We start from the raw sequence: 15,117 nt of genomic DNA, 5'->3' as shown, positions 1-15,117 counted from the left end.
TAAGGAAACGCAGAGTCAGGCTGCGGCCGCCTGCATGTAATCCATTCGCTCGAGATCGGCGATGAGGCCGGGTCCGGTCGGCTGCCAGCCGAGGTGCGCGCGCGTCCATTCGCTCGACGCCGGCATGTCGAGGCCGGCGAACATGGCAAGCCATCCGAAATGGTCGGCAACCTCTTCCTGCGAGAGCGAGACCACCGGCACGTTGAGACCGGCGCCGATCACTTCCGCGATCTCGCGCACCGGGATGCCTTCCTCCGCGACGGCGTTGTAGCGCACGCCGGCTTCCTGCTTGTCCAGCGCCAACTGGTAGAGCTTCGCGACATCCAGCACATGCGCCGCCGACCACCGGTTCCGGCCTTCGCCAAGATAGGCCGACACGCCCTTGGCGCGCGTCTGCGCGATCAGCGGTGTGATCAGGCCCTGCTTCACCGTGTCATGCACCTGCGGCAACCGCACCACCGACACCTTGACGCCCTTCTCGGCCATCGCCGCGCCGGTAAGCTCCGACAGGATGCGCGGATTGGGATGGTCGGTGTTAAAAACGTCTTCTGTCGCCGGCTGTCCGTGCTCGGCGGAACCCATGCCCACACCGGACGTGATGATCAGCAACCGGTCCGAGCCGGCCAGCGCCCCGCCCAGCGCTTCGATGACGCGCTTGTCCTTCTCGCAATTGGCCACGAAACTCGAGAAATTGTGATCGAAAGCGGTGTGGATCACCGCATCCGATTTCGCCGCGCCGTCGCGCAGGCTGTCGAGGTCTTCGAGGTCGCCGCGATGGGGCTCGGCGCCCGCGGCGACAAGCGACCGCGCGCCTGCATCGGAGCGGGTCAGACCAAGCACCTTGTGCCCGGCGGCAAGAAGTTCGGGCACAATCCTGGAACCGATGAAGCCGGTCGCGCCGGTAAGGAATACACGCATGGGAGGGTCTCCTGTGGTTGTTCGGAGGCCTTATTTGCGCTATAACTCATTCTGTTAAAGTAGTGACTTTATCATGGTATAATAGTCAACAGGATCGCAATGCCCGTCGAGACGACCAACAAGCTTGGCACCTTTTTGCGAGATCGCCGCATGCGCCTCGATCCCGCCGCCTTCGGCTTCGCCACGGGGCGCCGGCGCACGCAAGGGCTGCGTCGCGAAGAGGTGGCGCAGCGCGCCAATATCAGCCCAACCTGGTACACCTGGCTGGAGCAGGGGCGGGGCGGCGCGCCGTCCGCGGACGTGCTGAACCGCATCGCCACCGGCCTGATGCTGACCGAGCCCGAACGCGAGCATTTGTTCATGCTGGGTCTCGGGCGGCCGCCGGAAGTTCGCTACAAAAGCGTGGACAGCGTGACGCCGCGCCTCCAGCGTGTCCTCGACGCTTTGGACCCGAGCCCGGCGATCATCAAGACCGCGACCTGGGATGTGGTTGCCTGGAACCGTGCCGCGGCCGCGATGCTGACCGACTATTCCAAGCTGCCGCGCGAGCAGCGCAACATCCTGCGCCTGATGTTCGGCAATTCGCGCGTGCGCGATGCGCAGGACGACTGGCAGAGTGTCGCGCGTTTCGTGGTCGGATCCTTCAGAGCCGACGCCGTTCGGGCCGGCGCCGGCGCGGAGGTCACGGAACTCGTCGAGGAGCTTTCCAGGATCAGCCCCGAGTTCGCGGCACTCTGGCGCGACAATGACGTCGTTGCGGCGCATGGCGAGGGCGTGAAGCGTCTGCGGCATCCCGAGATCGGGCTTATCGAGTTGGAGTTCTCGGTCTTTGCTGTTGACGGTCGACCCGAGCTCGGCATGATCGTCTACAATCCGGTCGCGCAGTCGGATGCGGAACGTATCCGATCCTTGATCGAATCCCGCGCTGGCCAATGAAGCGACCATTCGTGTCGCAACGTGCCAAGCATCTGAGGCCGCAAGGAGGTGTTTCATGAGCTTCGGTCTAAAGTGGTCTCCGTCCGAGAAGAAAGTCGCTCGCGCCGCTTTCGATGCAGCGCTGGATGCGGCGCTCGGCAAGACAATGGCCGAATTCAAAAAGAAGGCCAGCGATGCGACGACGCCGGCCGACATGTGGGAGGTCGAAGACTATCTGCGGCAGCAGCGGCGAGAGATCGACCACATGTTCGACTATCGCTATTCACAGCTTATCCTCGGTTTCGCCGTTCTCATACGGGAAGGGTACTTGGACGAGAACCTGCTTGCCGGTTTGTCCGAAGACAAGCGGGAGGAGATACGCAGATTCCTTGCCTGGCACGCGAGGGAGTAGGTCGTGTCCCCGCGCAGCATCGCTGCTCGGCTGCGGTCGAGCGACTTGTCGCTTGGCTCAACTGCCTTCACGGGCTTTCGAAGCGTCAGCTTGACCGTCGCCGGCCTGATCGCTTCGGGGCGGCGTCAACGCCGCTCGGTTTGCCTGATGTGGTCGATGAAGGCGCGCAGTTTGGGCAGAACCTGATGCCTTTCCGGATAATAGAGGAAAACGCCCGGCGTGGTCATCGCGAAACGGCCGAGCAGTGCCTGGAGTCGCCCGTCGGCGATCGGCGCTTCGGCGATCGGGCCTGGCACCTGCGCCAGCCCGACACCCTGGATCGCCGCGCCGAGCAGCGACGGATAATCGTGCGCGATGAGCGGTCCCGACACGATTGCCTCGACGGCCTTGTTGCCGTCGACGAAGGACCAGGGCGCGACCGAACCATTCGAGCGGCGCAGGCGCAAGCAGGCATGGTCGCGCAGGTCCTCGATGCGCTCGGGCGCCCCGCGCCGGCGCAGATAATCCGAGCTGCCGACGACCGCCATCGGAAAGGAGGGCGTCAGGCGGACCGCGACCATGTCGGGCGCGATCAAGTCGCCCATCCGGATGCCGGCGTCGAATCCTTCAGCGGCGAGATCGGCGAGCTCGCCGCTGGCGACGATCTCCAGCTCGATCTCAGGATAGGCTTGGCAGAAGGAGGCGACCATCGGCTCCAGCAGCATCGGCACCACGGCCGGCGGTACCGAGAGGCGCAAGAGCCCCGCCGGCCGCTGGCCCATCCCGCGCGCGATCTCGCTCGCGGCGATCAGTTCCTCGAAGGCGGGCCGGGCGCGCGCGAAGAAGCGCTCGCCGGCTTCGGTGAGGCCGACGCTGCGCGTCGTGCGGATGAACAGCGCGGCGCCGATGCGCGCCTCGAGCGTTCGTATCGCCTGGCTGATCGCTGACGGGGTGACGGCGAGCTCGGCCGCCGCCTTACGGAAATTGCGATGCCTTGCGACGCTCAGGAATGCTTCGACGCCGTCGAGCGCTCCGTGCCTGACTGTGAAGTTCTGCTTCATGACCCATCGACATTATCGTGGATAGTGGTTCGCGGAAAGCGGCGTTATTTCATCCATGACGTTGGAAGCCTGAAGGGAAATGGCAATGACCGATGAACTCGATCGCGTGCGCGATCACTATCGCGCGACCGGCTTGACCGATCGATTGAAGAACGCACTGGCGGTGTTTGGGCCTGAGCAACAGCGGCTGAAGTCCGAACAGCTGGCGACCCTGGACCAGTTCCATACCCGCGGGCTGGCCGCGACTGCGGAACTCGCCAGCCTCGCCGCCATCACCGCCGACATGTCCGTGCTCGACGTCGGATCGGGCGTCGGCGGGCCGGCCAGGTTTCTTGCCGAGACCTATGGCTGCGCGGTGACCGGCGTCGATCTCAGCGAACCCTTCGTCGAGGCCGCGCGTTACCTGACCACGCGCACCGGCCAAGACGCCAAAGTGTCGTTCGAAACCGGCAGCGCTTTGTCGCTTCCCGTCGAGGATGGCCGCTTCGATGCCGCGCTTTTGCAACATGTGGCGATGAACATCGCCGACCGGCCGCTGCTCTACCGCGAGATCAGGCGCGTTTTGAAGCCGGGCGGAAAATTCGCGACATTCGACGTCGTGCTGAATGGCGGCGATCCGCACTATCCAGTGCCTTGGGCGAAGACGCCGGGCGAAAGCTTCCTGCTGACGGCCGAAGCGACCTGCGAGGCGATCGAAGCCGCTGGCTTCGGCACGCTCGTCCGTCGCGACGACACGGCTGCCGCCAAGGCCTGGTTCGCCGAGCTCCGTGCCTCCGGCCCGCCGCCTTCGCTCAATCTCGGCGTCGTCATGGGGCAGGGTTTCGCCGACTTCGCCACCAATCTCGGGCGCAATCTCATGGAGGGACGGCTGGGCATTCTGACGGCAGTGTTCGAGGCTGTTCCGGTCAAGGCTTGATAGGGAGCGAAGATGTCACCTGCGATGATCTTCAACATCCATCTCGTGCTCGGTTACGTGCCGTGGCTGCTTTGCTTCGCCGCCTATATCTGGCCAAGGCTGAGGTCGATGGAGCCGATGGCGGCGCAACGCGCCATCGCAACGCTGCACAGCTTCCGCTTCTTCGGCCTCGTCTTCCTCATCCCGGGCGTCGTCGGCCCCGACCTTGCTCCTGCCTTCGCAAGCTTCGCCGCCTATGGCGACTTCGCCACCGGCTTGCTCGCCATGCTGGCGCTATTCGCGGTGTCGAGGCCCGTGATCTTCTGGCCGCTGGTCGTGGCCTTTAACGTCGTAGGCGTGGTGGACATTGTCGTCGACTACTATCACGGCGCCGTGCTCGACCTTCCGGGGCAGGCCGGACAGTTGGGCGCGGCTTACGCGATCCCGATCCTCTACGTGCCGCTGCTGATGATCACGCATGTCGCGGCGTTCTATCTGCTGGCGCGTTCCACGCGCCAGCTGGCGGCGACCTAATACATGGGTGTCGCCATATGCTTCGGCGCCGGCCATTCGCTCGTGATCTCGGGCTGCACCGGGCGCTCGAGATAGGTCGAGAGCACGACATAGCTGCGCGTCGAGGTCACGCCGGGCGTGTCGTAGAGACGGGCCAGCAGGCCCTCCAGCGCGCGCGTGTCCTCGGTGCGCACCTTGAGCAGCATGCAGGTGTCGCCGGCGACCGTGTGGATCTCCTCGACCTCCGGATATTTGGAGACCGCCATCAGCTCCGGCGTCTTGCCCCAGCCCCTTGTGTCGATATGCACGAAGGCAAGCAGCGGCTTCTTCACCGCCCTCGGATCGATGATCGCCGATGTGGCGCGGATGGCGCCGCTGCGCTTCAGCCGCTTGACCCGCTCATGCGCCGCCGGCGCCGACAGGCCGACGCGCTCGCCGAGCTCGGCATAGCTGATGGTCGCGTCCTCGATCAGGACGCCTAATATCTTTCGGTCGATCGGGTCGACCTCGCGGGTCGGATGCTTGTTCCGCTGAATGTCATCTGTTTCTGTGTCCATATGGAAATTCTCCATTGATGCGGAATTTAATTCGGCCATTATGATGATATGTCGAACAGCAATCAATCAGCAATTATGACTGAGGCGCCCCGCGCGCCAATCCCTGCAGCCGCCTATCTGCTGACCGGCTGCATCGCCGTCATCGGCTCCAATTCGCTGGTTCTGGGACCGATCGCGCCCGCCGTCGCGGCGTCATTCGGCGCAAGCGTGCCGGCGGTAATGACGGCCGCCGCCGCCTTCGGCCTCGGCACATCGGCCAGCGCGCTCTTCCTTGCCCGCTACATCGACCGGATCGGCGCGCGCCGCATGCTTCAGGGCGCATTGCTGCTGCTGGCCATCGCGCTGGTCGCCAGCGCCTTGGCGCCGACAGTGGCGATGCTGGTGGCCGCCCAGCTCGTTGCCGGCATCGCCGCCGGTATCGCCATGCCGGCGATCTATGCCAGCTCGGCCGCGATCGCGCCGCCCGGCCGCGAGAGCGGCACCATCGGCGTCGTGCTGACCGGCTGGACGCTTTCCATGGTCGCCGGCGTCTCGCTGTCGGCGGTGATTGCCGATCTCATCCATTGGCGTGCCGTCTTCGCGGCCGTTGCAATGCTCGCAGGGGCGGCCGTTGCCGGTCTGGCGATGAGCTCGCTGCACGATATCAGGAAAGGCGGCCCCGCGCCGTCGCCGCTTGGCGCGCTCGCCGTTCCCGGCATCCTGCCGCTGCTCATTGCCTGCGGCGCCTTCATGACCGCCTTCTACGGCGTCTACGGCTATCTCGGCGATCATCTCCACGAAGCCCTCGGCGAGCCGGTCAGCGCCAATGGCCTGGCGGCGGTCGCCTACGGCCTCGGTTTCGGCGCGGCCGCTCTGCTCGATGGCGTCATCGATCGCCTCGGCGCGCGCCTTGTCATGCCCTTTGCCTATCTGCTGGTCGCCGCCGTCTATGTCGCGATTGCCCTGGCAAGCGGCGGCTTCGGCCTGCTGATCGCGACGATCGCCGCCTGGGGCCTTGCCAATCATTTCGGGCTGAACGTGCTGGTCATGCGCCTCACCGCGCTCGACCCGGCGCGCCGCGGCACCATCATGGGTTTGAACAGCACGGTCACCTATCTCGCCGTCACCGTCGGCACGGCAGGCTTCGGCCCGCTCTACACAGGCCTGGGCTTCGCCAACTGCGCGCTGATCGCGGCGGCACTGATGCTGGTGGCGACGGGCGCGGCGGCTTGGCGGTCAGTCGGTCCTCGGTAACAGGCCTGCCGCAGTCTTCGCTTGCGGCCAGAATACTGTTTCGCACTTTTCCTGGAATTGCTCTAAGGCTGGCTTGCGAACCGGAGTCGCAGCCGATGAAGACGAGCCTCGAGATCACCGCCGAGCCCTCGCCGCAGGACCTCGCTTTCCTGGGCGGAAGCCTCACCGCTTTCAACGATGCCGATGTCGGAGCGTCAGGCCGAAAGTCGCTGGCCGTATTCGTGCGCGAGGAAACCGGCGCCCTCGTTGCCGGTATTTCTGGCTACACCGCCTGGGGCTGGCTCTATGTGCAGTGGCTGTGGGTCGACGAAAAACTGCGCGGAAAAGGCGTTGCCGCCGGCATGCTCGACGCGGCCGAACGGGAGGCTGCCGCGCGCGGCTGCCACGGCGCCTGGATCGACACTTTCAATCCGATCGCCGAAAAGGTGTATCGGCGCCAGGGCTACAAGCCGTTCGGCGAGCTGCCTGATTTCCCGGCCGGCCGCAGCCGCACCTTCCTGCAGAAGAAACTGTCGTCCTGATCAGCCCGCCAGTTTTCCGCCGCGCAGCGGCTCGGGCGCGCCGGTGGTGCTCGGAAAGCTGATCGGCAGGCCGCGCAGCACGCGCACGGCGAGGAAAGCGAAACATTCCGCCTCGACGGCATCGCCCTTCCATCCGAGCGTCTCGGCCTGCACCACCTCGACGCCGGCGCGGCTTTCGAGCATCGCCATCATCGTGGGATTGTGACGGCCGCCGCCGCTGACCGCGAGCCGCTTCGGCCGGCGCGGCAATAGGTCGAGCGCCTTGCCGACGGCGGAGACGGTGAAGGCGGTCAGCGTCGCAGCGCCGTCCTCGGCGTTCAGCCCCTCGGCCATCGCCGCGGTGAAGTCGAAGCGGTCGAGCGATTTCGGATAGGGCTTCGTCAGGTACGGATGCTGCAAGAGCCTGGCGAGCCGTTCCTCATCGACCTTGCCGCCGGCGGCCAGCCTGCCGTCACGGTCCATCTCGCCGAGGCCTTTCGACTTGATAAAATCGTTGACCGGCGCATTGGCCGGCCCGGTGTCGAAAGCGACGATTACGTCCTTGCCGTCCCACCAGGTGATGTTGCCAACGCCGCCGAGATTGAGGACGGCGGTGTCGCCGCTGGCGTCCGCCTCTTTGAGCAACGCGGCATGATAGGCTGCAGCCAAAGGCGCGCCTTGCCCGCCGGCCGCGACATCGGCCGAGCGGAAATCATAGGCGACCCTGGTGCCGATCAGCGAGGCCATCAGCTCGCCGTCGCCGAGCTGGCGAGTCTTCCCGATCTTGCCCGGCTGCGGAGCGCGATGCAGCACGGTCTGGCCGTGGAAGCCGACGACGCCGATATCGGCCATGCGCATGCCCTGGCTCTCGACCAGATCCCTGACCGCCGCCGATTGCGCGCGCGTCAGCGCCTCCTCGGCCTCGCGAAAAATCGCCGGCTCCGGCCCTTCGAAATTCCAGGCGCGCGCTTGGCGCAGCGTCTCTTCGAGCAAGCTGCGGATCGACTGCGGGTAGGGGGCCAGCGTGTAGGTGCCGGCGTCGGCGATGCGCTCGCCATCGGTCTTGATCAGCGCCACGTCGATATTGCCGTCGAGCACCGTGCCGGTCATCAGACCGACGGCCCAGATTGGTTCCATGGTCGTTCCTCGAATCGCCCTTCATTCACGTGTCGGACGGATCGGCCCGGCAGGCAAGTGTCTCGCTACACCCGAGCAGGCCGGCGCATAGACCGACGGCTTTTTGCATAGAATGGCGAAAAACGGAGCAACGCCGTTCTTGCCTCTCGGCGAAGAAGGCGCGAGGCTGCGAACAAGGCCATCGGCCGGGCGACTGCCCGGATGGATTATCTCAAGGAGGAAACGCCATGGCAGCCAACGTCGCAGTGATCGCGGGCGCCGGTTCCGGATTGAGCGCCTCGCTGGCGCGGCTTCTCGCCAAGGAGGATTTCCGTATCGTCCTTGCCGCCCGCAACGTCGACAAACTGGCCGCGCTGGCCAAGGAAACCGGTGCGCAGGCCGTCGAAACAGACGTATCGGACGCAGCCTCCGTGGAGCGGCTCTTCGAGGCGGTCGACAAGGCAGGTCCCCTCGAAATTGCCGTCTTCAATGCCAGCGGCCGCACGCGCGGGCCAATCGCCGAGCTCGACGCGCAAGCGGTCAAGCAAGCCCTGCTCGTCGGTGCCTATGGCGGCTTCCTTGTCGGCCAGCAGGCGGCGCGCCGGCTTCTTGCACGTGGTTCCGGCTCGATCCTGTTCACCGGCGCCAGCGCAAGCCTGAAAGGGTTCTCCGGTTCCGCCGGTTTCGCCATGCCGAAATTCGGCCTGCGCGGGCTGGCGCAATCGATGGCACGCGAGCTCGGTCCGAAGAACATCCACGTCGCGCATTTCATCATCGACGGCCAGATCGAGCCGGCCGGACAGGCGCCCGAGTCCGACCGGCCGGATCGTCGCCTCTCCCCCGATGCGATCGCCGAGACCTATCTCGCCGTCCATCGCCAGCATCGCAGCGCCTGGAGCTTCGAGGTCGAGCTGAGGCCTTGGGTCGAGACGTTCTGACGATCCATCGCACGAACCGCGCGACAACACGCCTCGCCGCGGACCTCGTTTACTTTAGAAAATCTGCATGTATCCTGATGCCATTTTAGCGGTCTGCAATGTAAAAAAGCGCAAAACAAAAGATACCTTTACTTAACTTCGGCGTGCATACTGCGCATCGGTCAGAATTGTTGTCCGGCTCTCCTGCACGATAGAGAAATGCGCATGCCGCTTACACGTCGCACGCTGTTTGCAGCCGGAGGCGGAGGGCTGCTGCTCGCGCAGGCGCAAGCCTTGGCCACGCCGGCCCAGGCGCAAGACGTTCCCAAGCCTATCGTCAGCGACAACAAGCTACGCATCGCCATGCCGGCCTTCGCTTCCGATCCCTTCTTCCCGGCCGACGGCTCTGGGGATAGCGGCATCGATATGGACCTGGCGCGTGGCATAGCCGCGGAACTCGGCGTCGAACCGGTGTTCGACCGATCAGCCGGGACCTTCGACGCCATGGTGCAGCAGCTGACGTCCGGCCAGGCGGACCTGGCGATCGGCAAGCTGAGCCGCACCCTCCGGCGCGGCCGCTCGATCCTCTATTCGCGGCCTTACGCCATGCTGCACCAGGGGCTGCTGGCGAACCGCGTCAACCTGGCGCGCATCACGCAGGGCAAGCCGGCTGAACAGATCATCCGTGATTTCTCCGGCGATCTCGGCGTGATCGAAGGCTCGTCCTTCGCCACCTACGCGGCCGCCACGTTTCCGCACGCGACGATCCAGCGCTTCGCCGGCTGGAATACCGTTATCGATGCGATCCGCAACGGCACGATCGACCTCGCCTATCGCGACGATTTCGAGATCAAGAAGCTGATGGTGGACGATCCGTCGATGACGGTGGTCGCGCGCTCGATCACGCTGACCGACAAGGTCGATACGATCGCCGTCGGCATCAGTCCGGACAATCCGCATCTGGCGGCCTTCGTCGATCTCTATCTCGATCTCGCACGAGGCCAGCAGGTCCTCAACACCGACGAGATCATCGCGCGTTATCGCCACGGGAGCAAAGCCTGACAATGGCCGTCTCGGATGTAGCCGCAGCCATGCCTTTCGATTGGCGCCTGGCGGCAAAGCGCATCCTGCGCTCGCCGGCGACGACGATCATCATGATCCTGGCCGGGATCCTGTGCGGCCTCTATTACCCGGCCTTCGCCCATGCGATCAGCCCTGTCGCGCAGGTCTACTTGAATTTCCTCAAGATGGTCGTCCTGCCCTACCTGGTCTCGTCGGTGATCTTCTCCATCACCGCCATGGTCCAGGACCCGAAATCGGTCCGCTACCTCGGCAAGGTGGGCATAGCCGTTCTTGTCGTGTCGTTCCTCGCCGTGCTGGTCAGCGGCACCTATTCGCTGATCCTCAAGCCCGGCCAGATCGAGAACCCGCAGTCGCGCATCGAGCTCGGCGAGTTCATCAATTCGCAAGGCAGCGTCTCCACCGATCTCGCCTTCCCCTTCCAGCCGCCACCGCCCACCGGCGATCCGAGCAGCGCTCATTCGATCTTCCTGGATCTGGTGCCGAACAACGTCTTCAACGCGCTGGCCTCGGGCCAGACCATCCAGGTCCTGTTGTTCTGCCTGCTTTTCGGGCTCGCGATGGGCAGGATTCCCCAGCCCTCGTCGCTCAGCCTCTCACAGGCGCTCAACGCGGTGTACAAGGCCTGCACCGTGCTGACCAACTGGTTCGTCTGGGGATTGCCCTTCGCGACCTTCATCCTGATCGCCGACCAGACCGCGTCGACCGGCATCAAGCCGCTGATGCTGATGGGTGGCTACCTGCTGGTGATGGGCCTTTCCTGCGTGACATTCCTCGCCGGCGCGTTTGCCGTCATCGCCATACGCTCGCGGCGAAGCTATTGGGCCACGATCAAGACCCTTCAGCCGCTTCTGATGGTGGCCATCACAACGCGCTCCACGGTCGCCTCGCTGCCCTGGGTCATCAACCTTTTGACGGAGCGCCTGAGATTCAACCTGGTGGTCGTCGAGCTGCTCGTGCCCCTGCAGGCGGCGCTGCTGCGGACCGGCCCGGCGCTGGTCTACACCTCGGGCGTCCTGTTCATCGCCCAGCTCTACGGCCATCCGCTGGCGATCCCGGACCTCTTGCTTGTCGGTGTCGTCTCCGCGCTTCTGGCGCTGACGACAGGCGGCATGGGCAGCCTGCTCATCCTGTCGCAGATGTCCATTGTCTGTGGCTATCTGAAGCTTCCCTTCGAGGCGGCGTTCGTCCTGTTCGTCGCGGTGGACGCGGCCGTGGACACGCTGATGACGCTGTCCAGCGTCTCCACCGTGGCCGCAAGCACGGCAATGATCGCGCCCAGCCATCGGGAAGCGGCGCAGGCCGCTGAAACCGTCGCGCAAGAGCTCGAAGCCGAGCCCGCCCGATGATCGACGACGGGATCCGTCCGCAGCTCGGCATCATCGGCGGTCTCGGGCCGCTCGCATCGGCCGACTTTTACTTCAAGCTGACCCGGATGACCGGGGCGCTGCGCGACAACGAGCATGTGCCTTCCGTCATCCTCAGCGTGCCGCAACTGCCCGACCGAACCGAAGCGATCTTGGCCGGCCATGACGGGCCGCTGGCGTCGCTGCAAGCTGCGGTCGCGACGCTCAACGCGCTCGGCGTTGCCTGTATCGCCATGCCCTGCAACACCGCACATCATTGGTACGACAGGCTGGCGGCGAACTCGCCAGCCGAGATCATCCACATCGCCGACGCGGTCGTGGCGGAGATCCGCCGCAGCCTGGACCGGGGCAAGGTCGCGAACCTCGCAACCCGGGGCACGCTGGTCTCCGGCTTTTATCAGGACAGGATATCGTCGGCGGGATTCGACCTCTGCCTTGCGCAGGACGCCGAATTTCAGGAGCGCGTCGACAGCGCAATCATGCTCGTCAAGGCCGGTTCGATTGCGGAAGCCGCGGCTGAGACCGAGCGCGCGCTCGATCTCGCGCAAATGGCCGGTGCCGATGCAGCGCTTCTCGGCTGCACCGAACTGTCCGTGGTGGCCGCCAACCTCAACGATCCGGCCGGATTAGTGGTCATCGACAGCAATGCGGCCCTGGCACGGGCCTGCCTGACCCGATTGGGCTTTGCCACGCAGGAGGCGCGCGGCTTGCCGACCGTCTCGTCGCTGCCGGGAGGCGACCGATTGCCTTTGCGTCTTGCCCGGCGCGCTTCATAGGCGCTGCCCGCCTTTGCCGTATCGAACATCCGCTCGCCGGGTGTGCTCCAAGTCATCAAATCTTTGAGAGAATATTTCCCATCATCAACGGCTTCCGTTCGGTGCCTTTCATCATCCTGCTGGTGGCATTGATTCCGGTGACGCGGCTGATCGTCGGCACCTCGATCGACACCTGGGCGGCGATCGTGCGGCTGTCGATCGTCGCCACGCCCTACTACGCCCGCATCGCCGAAGTGTCGCTGTGCGAGGTCGATCACGGGCTGATTGAGGCGGCGCGCCATGGGCGGCAACCGATGGGCGATCATCCGCGAGGCGCTGGTGCCGGAAGCGCTGCCGGGCATCGTCGCCGGCTTTACCGTGACGCTGGTGACGCTGGTCGGCGCCTCGGCCATGGCTGGCGCCGGCGGTCTCGGCGATCTGGCCATCCGCTACGGCTATCAGCGCTTCGAGACCAGCGTCATGGTCGCCGTGGTCGTCGTTCTCATCGTTCTGGTGTGCGGCATCCAGTGGATCGGCGACCGGCTGGTTGCGCGGCTGGATCATCGCTGACCCGTCGGGCAGGGATGCCGGCGCGAACGCAATTTGCCGCAAAAGCTGGGAATTGAGCGCCGGCTTGCTCCGTTTGCAATGAGATTGGGCGGTGCGTTTCTTCACCGGCAATGATGCTGATGTCATCGTGCGAAGGGATCGCAGTCACAATTCCAGGGTTTTCCGTCCGGGATTGCGAAAAAAAGAGTTACCGCCAAGAGGAGCCTGTCCATGCCCAGAATAATTCCGGTGCTCGATCTCGACCGCCTGGAGCAGGGCGCATCGGAACTGCGGACATTTCTGTTCGATCTGCGTACCGCCGCTCGCGATGTCGGCTTCTTCTATCTGAGCGGCCACGGCATCACGCAGCCGGAGATCGATGCAGTGCTCGACGCCGCGCGTCGCTTCTTCGCCTTGCCGGAGGCCGACAAGCTCGACATCGAGATGGTCAAGTCGCCGCAGTTCCGTGGCTATACGCGCGCCGGCGGCGAGCTGACCAAAGGCAAGGCCGACTGGCGCGAGCAGCTCGACATCGGCGTCGAACGCACGACGATTGCGCAAGGGCCGGGCGTGCCGGCCTGGACGCGGCTGCAGGGTCCGAACCAGTGGCCGGCCGCGCTTCCCGACCTGAAGCCCGCGCTGCTTGCCTGGCAGGCCAAGGCGACCGACGTGGCGATCCGGCTGCTGAAAGCCTTCGCGCTGTCGCTCGACCAGCCGGAGGATGCTTTCGATCCGATCTATCGCGGTGAGCCGAACCACCGCATGAAGATCGTGCGCTATCCTGGCCGCCACGCCACCGGCGACGACCAGGGCGTCGGCGCGCATAAGGATGGCGGCTTTCTCACGCTTCTGCTGCAGGATGAGAACAAGGGCCTGCAGGTCGAATATGACGGCAGCTGGGTCGATGTCGACCCGATCCCGCGAACGCTCGTCGTCAACATCGGCGAGTTGCTGGAGCTCGCCTCGAACGGCTATCTCAGGGCGACCGTGCATCGCGTCGTCACGCCGCCGGCTGGCGTCGAACGCATTTCGGTGCCATTCTTCTTCAGCGCCCGGCTCGATGCCACCATCCCGCTGCTCGACCTGCCGGAGGAACTCGCTGCCGAAGCGCGCGGCCCGGCCAGCGATCCCGACAATCCGCTCTTCCGCAACGTCGGAACCAATGTACTGAAAAGCCGCCTGCGGTCGCATCCCGACGTGGCGCGGCGTCACTATGCCGACCTTCTGGAAAAAGCAGCGGCCATCGGCTGACGATTTCGTCGGATTTGAGCGAGATTTTTTCGCGTTTCTCGTCTTTTTTGGAATTCCGTTCGTGGAAAATCTGCCGCTCCAGGCCCACATAGGAACCATCGCTCGGTGTTTTCCTCCCATTGCGCCGGGCGATGTTCCCCTCTGAAGGTTATGACCTTCATACTTTGGCCGGGCCGCTTTCGCGCCCGGCCTTTTTCTTATCTGCGTCGGGAATCCACCGATCAGACCGGCGAGGCGCTCGGCCTGCATTTGGATGTCGACCCGTTCACCGGCTCCGGTCCGGTCAGCCGCCGCCTGCTCGAATATTTCGCGCTCGAGCCTCAAGCGCGGTTTCCTCGCTATCCATCCTGACATGAATACGCGAACCGTTGTGTTACGGTGTTGGTGATGTTCACGGCATCCGCTCGGGCCTGCCGTCAAGTGAAGAGGAGAGTTCGCCACGTCCAGGATCAGTCGCCGCGCCTTGCTCTTTCACTCCGGCTGCGCGGTCGTCGCCTCGACCGTCGCAGCAAACGGTCACAGCACAAGGGCGCCGAGGCGTGACCGGCAACCATCCAATGATCTGTTCGCCCTGATTGAGGCGCACAAGGCAGCGTACGCAGCGTTCGGCAAGGCCGTCCACAAAAGGGGCAGCCATAGCCGCGACCACATCGAGGCCGGCCGAGAGGAGGAGAGGACGCTGCTGGCCATTTGCGCCTATCGGGCGGTCAAAGAAGGCGACCGCCTGGCCAAGGCCCGATACCTTTTGGAGATCGAGGCGCGCGGCGAGCTCGACCTGCCAGAACACATGCAGGCCCTTCTGCGCTCTATAGTGTGAAAGGCATCAGCCGCATAGACGTCGAACCCGGAATGTCCGCAATGCTGAAGGGTTTCGGGGCCGATCATGCTGGCGATGCTGTTCCTGCCGAAGGGGCTGACGCGGTTCAGTGTGATGCAGTGACTAGAATCGGCGTCGAACTAGTTTCCCGACACAGGGATTTTGAAAGGTTGGTTTGTCTTGGTGCAAGATTTCCGTTCATTTGCGTGAAATCAGCGCAAACGCCGGAGATTGGTTGAAGCCGCCCCAACCTCGTCATTCTATGGCGGAGCAAGGAGCGAA

17 protein-coding genes and 1 pseudogene are annotated in these 15,117 nt (G+C 64.6%); 14 read left to right on the top strand and 4 right to left on the bottom strand.

What is annotated here, in order from left to right; translation table 11 throughout:
* Nucleotides 1–15: 15 nt before the first annotated feature.
* Nucleotides 16–918 (bottom strand): SDR family oxidoreductase, encoded by a 903-nt coding sequence (locus FJ425_RS20880; RefSeq protein ID WP_140637093.1) that lies wholly within the window; start codon nt 916–918, stop codon nt 16–18.
* A gap of 99 nt (nt 919–1,017) precedes the next feature.
* Between FJ425_RS20880 and FJ425_RS20875 the strand changes: the two genes are divergently transcribed.
* Together FJ425_RS20875 and FJ425_RS20870 are read left to right on the top strand one after the other, a co-directional pair.
* Nucleotides 1,018–1,854 (top strand): helix-turn-helix transcriptional regulator, encoded by an 837-nt coding sequence (locus tag FJ425_RS20875; protein ID WP_140637092.1) that lies wholly within the window; start codon nt 1,018–1,020, stop codon nt 1,852–1,854.
* A gap of 55 nt (nt 1,855–1,909) precedes the next feature.
* Complete coding sequence (locus FJ425_RS20870) at nt 1,910–2,245, top strand: hypothetical protein (RefSeq protein WP_140637090.1); 336 nt, start codon at nt 1,910–1,912, stop codon at nt 2,243–2,245.
* Between the two features lie 125 nt (nt 2,246–2,370).
* On the opposite strand, the gene FJ425_RS20865 is transcribed toward FJ425_RS20870, so the two are convergent.
* Nucleotides 2,371–3,285 carry a LysR family transcriptional regulator gene (locus FJ425_RS20865; RefSeq protein ID WP_140637088.1) on the bottom strand — a complete coding sequence of 305 codons (915 nt, stop codon included), beginning with the start codon at nt 3,283–3,285 and terminating at the stop codon, nt 2,371–2,373.
* Nucleotides 3,286–3,370: 85 nt separating this feature from the next.
* Here FJ425_RS20865 and FJ425_RS20860 point away from each other — a divergent pair, with 85 nt between their 5' ends.
* Nucleotides 3,371–4,201: a class I SAM-dependent methyltransferase gene (locus FJ425_RS20860; protein WP_140637086.1), complete on the top strand. Its 831-nt coding sequence runs from the start codon at nt 3,371–3,373 to the stop codon at nt 4,199–4,201.
* 12 nt (nt 4,202–4,213) lie between these two features.
* Nucleotides 4,214–4,714: a hypothetical protein gene (locus FJ425_RS20855; protein ID WP_140637084.1), complete on the top strand. Its 501-nt coding sequence runs from the start codon at nt 4,214–4,216 to the stop codon at nt 4,712–4,714.
* Here the strand turns inward: FJ425_RS20855 and FJ425_RS20850 are convergent.
* Nucleotides 4,711–5,250, bottom strand: coding sequence for an Lrp/AsnC family transcriptional regulator (locus tag FJ425_RS20850; RefSeq protein ID WP_140637082.1), 540 nt, complete (start codon nt 5,248–5,250; stop codon nt 4,711–4,713). The genes FJ425_RS20855 and FJ425_RS20850 overlap by 4 nt on opposite strands.
* A gap of 48 nt (nt 5,251–5,298) precedes the next feature.
* Here FJ425_RS20850 and FJ425_RS20845 point away from each other — a divergent pair, with 48 nt between their 5' ends.
* Both FJ425_RS20845 and FJ425_RS20840 read left to right on the top strand, forming a co-directional pair.
* Nucleotides 5,299–6,483 (top strand): MFS transporter, encoded by a 1,185-nt coding sequence (locus FJ425_RS20845; RefSeq protein ID WP_140725801.1) that lies wholly within the window; start codon nt 5,299–5,301, stop codon nt 6,481–6,483.
* Nucleotides 6,484–6,578: 95 nt separating this feature from the next.
* The gene (locus FJ425_RS20840) at nt 6,579–7,004 is read left to right on the top strand and encodes a GNAT family N-acetyltransferase (protein ID WP_140637079.1); all 426 of its coding nucleotides are present in this window, start codon (nt 6,579–6,581) and stop codon (nt 7,002–7,004) included.
* Here the strand turns inward: FJ425_RS20840 and FJ425_RS20835 are convergent, their stop codons facing one another.
* Nucleotides 7,005–8,120 (bottom strand): anhydro-N-acetylmuramic acid kinase, encoded by a 1,116-nt coding sequence (locus tag FJ425_RS20835; protein ID WP_140637077.1) that lies wholly within the window; start codon nt 8,118–8,120, stop codon nt 7,005–7,007.
* Nucleotides 8,121–8,347: 227 nt separating this feature from the next.
* On the opposite strand from FJ425_RS20835, the gene FJ425_RS20830 reads away from it, so the two are divergent.
* The 8 genes and pseudogenes from FJ425_RS20830 to FJ425_RS20795 all read left to right on the top strand — a co-directional run bounded on the left by FJ425_RS20830 (nt 8,348) and on the right by FJ425_RS20795 (nt 14,835).
* Nucleotides 8,348–9,037 carry an SDR family NAD(P)-dependent oxidoreductase gene (locus tag FJ425_RS20830; RefSeq protein ID WP_140637075.1) on the top strand — a complete coding sequence of 230 codons (690 nt, stop codon included), beginning with the start codon at nt 8,348–8,350 and terminating at the stop codon, nt 9,035–9,037.
* 204 nt (nt 9,038–9,241) lie between these two features.
* Nucleotides 9,242–10,078, top strand: coding sequence for a transporter substrate-binding domain-containing protein (locus tag FJ425_RS20825; protein WP_181165090.1), 837 nt, complete (start codon nt 9,242–9,244; stop codon nt 10,076–10,078).
* Nucleotides 10,079–10,080: 2 nt separating this feature from the next.
* On the top strand, nt 10,081–11,445 hold the full coding sequence (locus FJ425_RS20820) for a cation:dicarboxylase symporter family transporter (RefSeq protein ID WP_140637073.1): 1,365 nt from the start codon (nt 10,081–10,083) through the stop codon (nt 11,443–11,445).
* Complete coding sequence (locus tag FJ425_RS20815; RefSeq protein ID WP_140637071.1) at nt 11,442–12,239, top strand: amino acid racemase; 798 nt, start codon at nt 11,442–11,444, stop codon at nt 12,237–12,239. Before FJ425_RS20820 ends, FJ425_RS20815 begins: the two co-directional genes overlap by 4 nt.
* An 80-nt stretch (nt 12,240–12,319) precedes the next feature.
* Nucleotides 12,320–12,788 (top strand): annotated as a pseudogene (locus FJ425_RS20810) (methionine ABC transporter permease); the annotation flags it as partial.
* 210 nt (nt 12,789–12,998) lie between these two features.
* Entirely contained in the window at nt 12,999–14,018 is a 1,020-nt protein-coding gene (locus FJ425_RS20805; RefSeq protein ID WP_140637069.1) for an isopenicillin N synthase family oxygenase, read from the top strand.
* 150 nt (nt 14,019–14,168) lie between these two features.
* Nucleotides 14,169–14,369 carry a hypothetical protein gene (locus tag FJ425_RS31605; RefSeq protein WP_181165093.1) on the top strand — a complete coding sequence of 67 codons (201 nt, stop codon included), beginning with the start codon at nt 14,169–14,171 and terminating at the stop codon, nt 14,367–14,369.
* A gap of 112 nt (nt 14,370–14,481) precedes the next feature.
* Nucleotides 14,482–14,835, top strand: a complete 354-nt coding sequence (locus FJ425_RS20795; protein WP_246673643.1) for a hypothetical protein — start codon at nt 14,482–14,484, stop codon at nt 14,833–14,835.
* Nucleotides 14,836–15,117: the final 282 nt, after the last annotated feature.

This window comes from Mesorhizobium sp. B2-7-2 (genome assembly GCF_006440775.1).
GTDB lineage: Bacteria > Pseudomonadota > Alphaproteobacteria > Rhizobiales > Rhizobiaceae > Mesorhizobium.
This window is presented reverse-complemented; position numbering and strand designations above follow the sequence as displayed.

Excerpts from the sequence above, each read along its gene's own strand:
- FJ425_RS20880 (WP_140637093.1), bottom strand. The coding sequence starts at position 918 with ATGCGTGTATTCCTTACCGGCGCGACCGGCTTCATCGGTTCCAGGATT.
- FJ425_RS20875 (WP_140637092.1), top strand. The coding sequence starts at position 1,018 with ATGCCCGTCGAGACGACCAACAAGCTTGGCACCTTTTTGCGAGATCGC.
- FJ425_RS20870 (WP_140637090.1), top strand. The coding sequence starts at position 1,910 with ATGAGCTTCGGTCTAAAGTGGTCTCCGTCCGAGAAGAAAGTCGCTCGC.
- FJ425_RS20865 (WP_140637088.1), bottom strand. The coding sequence starts at position 3,285 with ATGAAGCAGAACTTCACAGTCAGGCACGGAGCGCTCGACGGCGTCGAA.
- FJ425_RS20860 (WP_140637086.1), top strand. The coding sequence starts at position 3,371 with ATGACCGATGAACTCGATCGCGTGCGCGATCACTATCGCGCGACCGGC.
- FJ425_RS20855 (WP_140637084.1), top strand. The coding sequence starts at position 4,214 with ATGTCACCTGCGATGATCTTCAACATCCATCTCGTGCTCGGTTACGTG.
- FJ425_RS20850 (WP_140637082.1), bottom strand. The coding sequence starts at position 5,250 with ATGGACACAGAAACAGATGACATTCAGCGGAACAAGCATCCGACCCGC.
- FJ425_RS20845 (WP_140725801.1), top strand. The coding sequence starts at position 5,299 with ATGTCGAACAGCAATCAATCAGCAATTATGACTGAGGCGCCCCGCGCG.
- FJ425_RS20840 (WP_140637079.1), top strand. The coding sequence starts at position 6,579 with ATGAAGACGAGCCTCGAGATCACCGCCGAGCCCTCGCCGCAGGACCTC.
- FJ425_RS20835 (WP_140637077.1), bottom strand. The coding sequence starts at position 8,120 with ATGGAACCAATCTGGGCCGTCGGTCTGATGACCGGCACGGTGCTCGAC.
- FJ425_RS20830 (WP_140637075.1), top strand. The coding sequence starts at position 8,348 with ATGGCAGCCAACGTCGCAGTGATCGCGGGCGCCGGTTCCGGATTGAGC.
- FJ425_RS20825 (WP_181165090.1), top strand. The coding sequence starts at position 9,242 with ATGCCGCTTACACGTCGCACGCTGTTTGCAGCCGGAGGCGGAGGGCTG.
- FJ425_RS20820 (WP_140637073.1), top strand. The coding sequence starts at position 10,081 with ATGGCCGTCTCGGATGTAGCCGCAGCCATGCCTTTCGATTGGCGCCTG.
- FJ425_RS20815 (WP_140637071.1), top strand. The coding sequence starts at position 11,442 with ATGATCGACGACGGGATCCGTCCGCAGCTCGGCATCATCGGCGGTCTC.
- FJ425_RS20805 (WP_140637069.1), top strand. The coding sequence starts at position 12,999 with ATGCCCAGAATAATTCCGGTGCTCGATCTCGACCGCCTGGAGCAGGGC.
- FJ425_RS31605 (WP_181165093.1), top strand. The coding sequence starts at position 14,169 with ATGACCTTCATACTTTGGCCGGGCCGCTTTCGCGCCCGGCCTTTTTCT.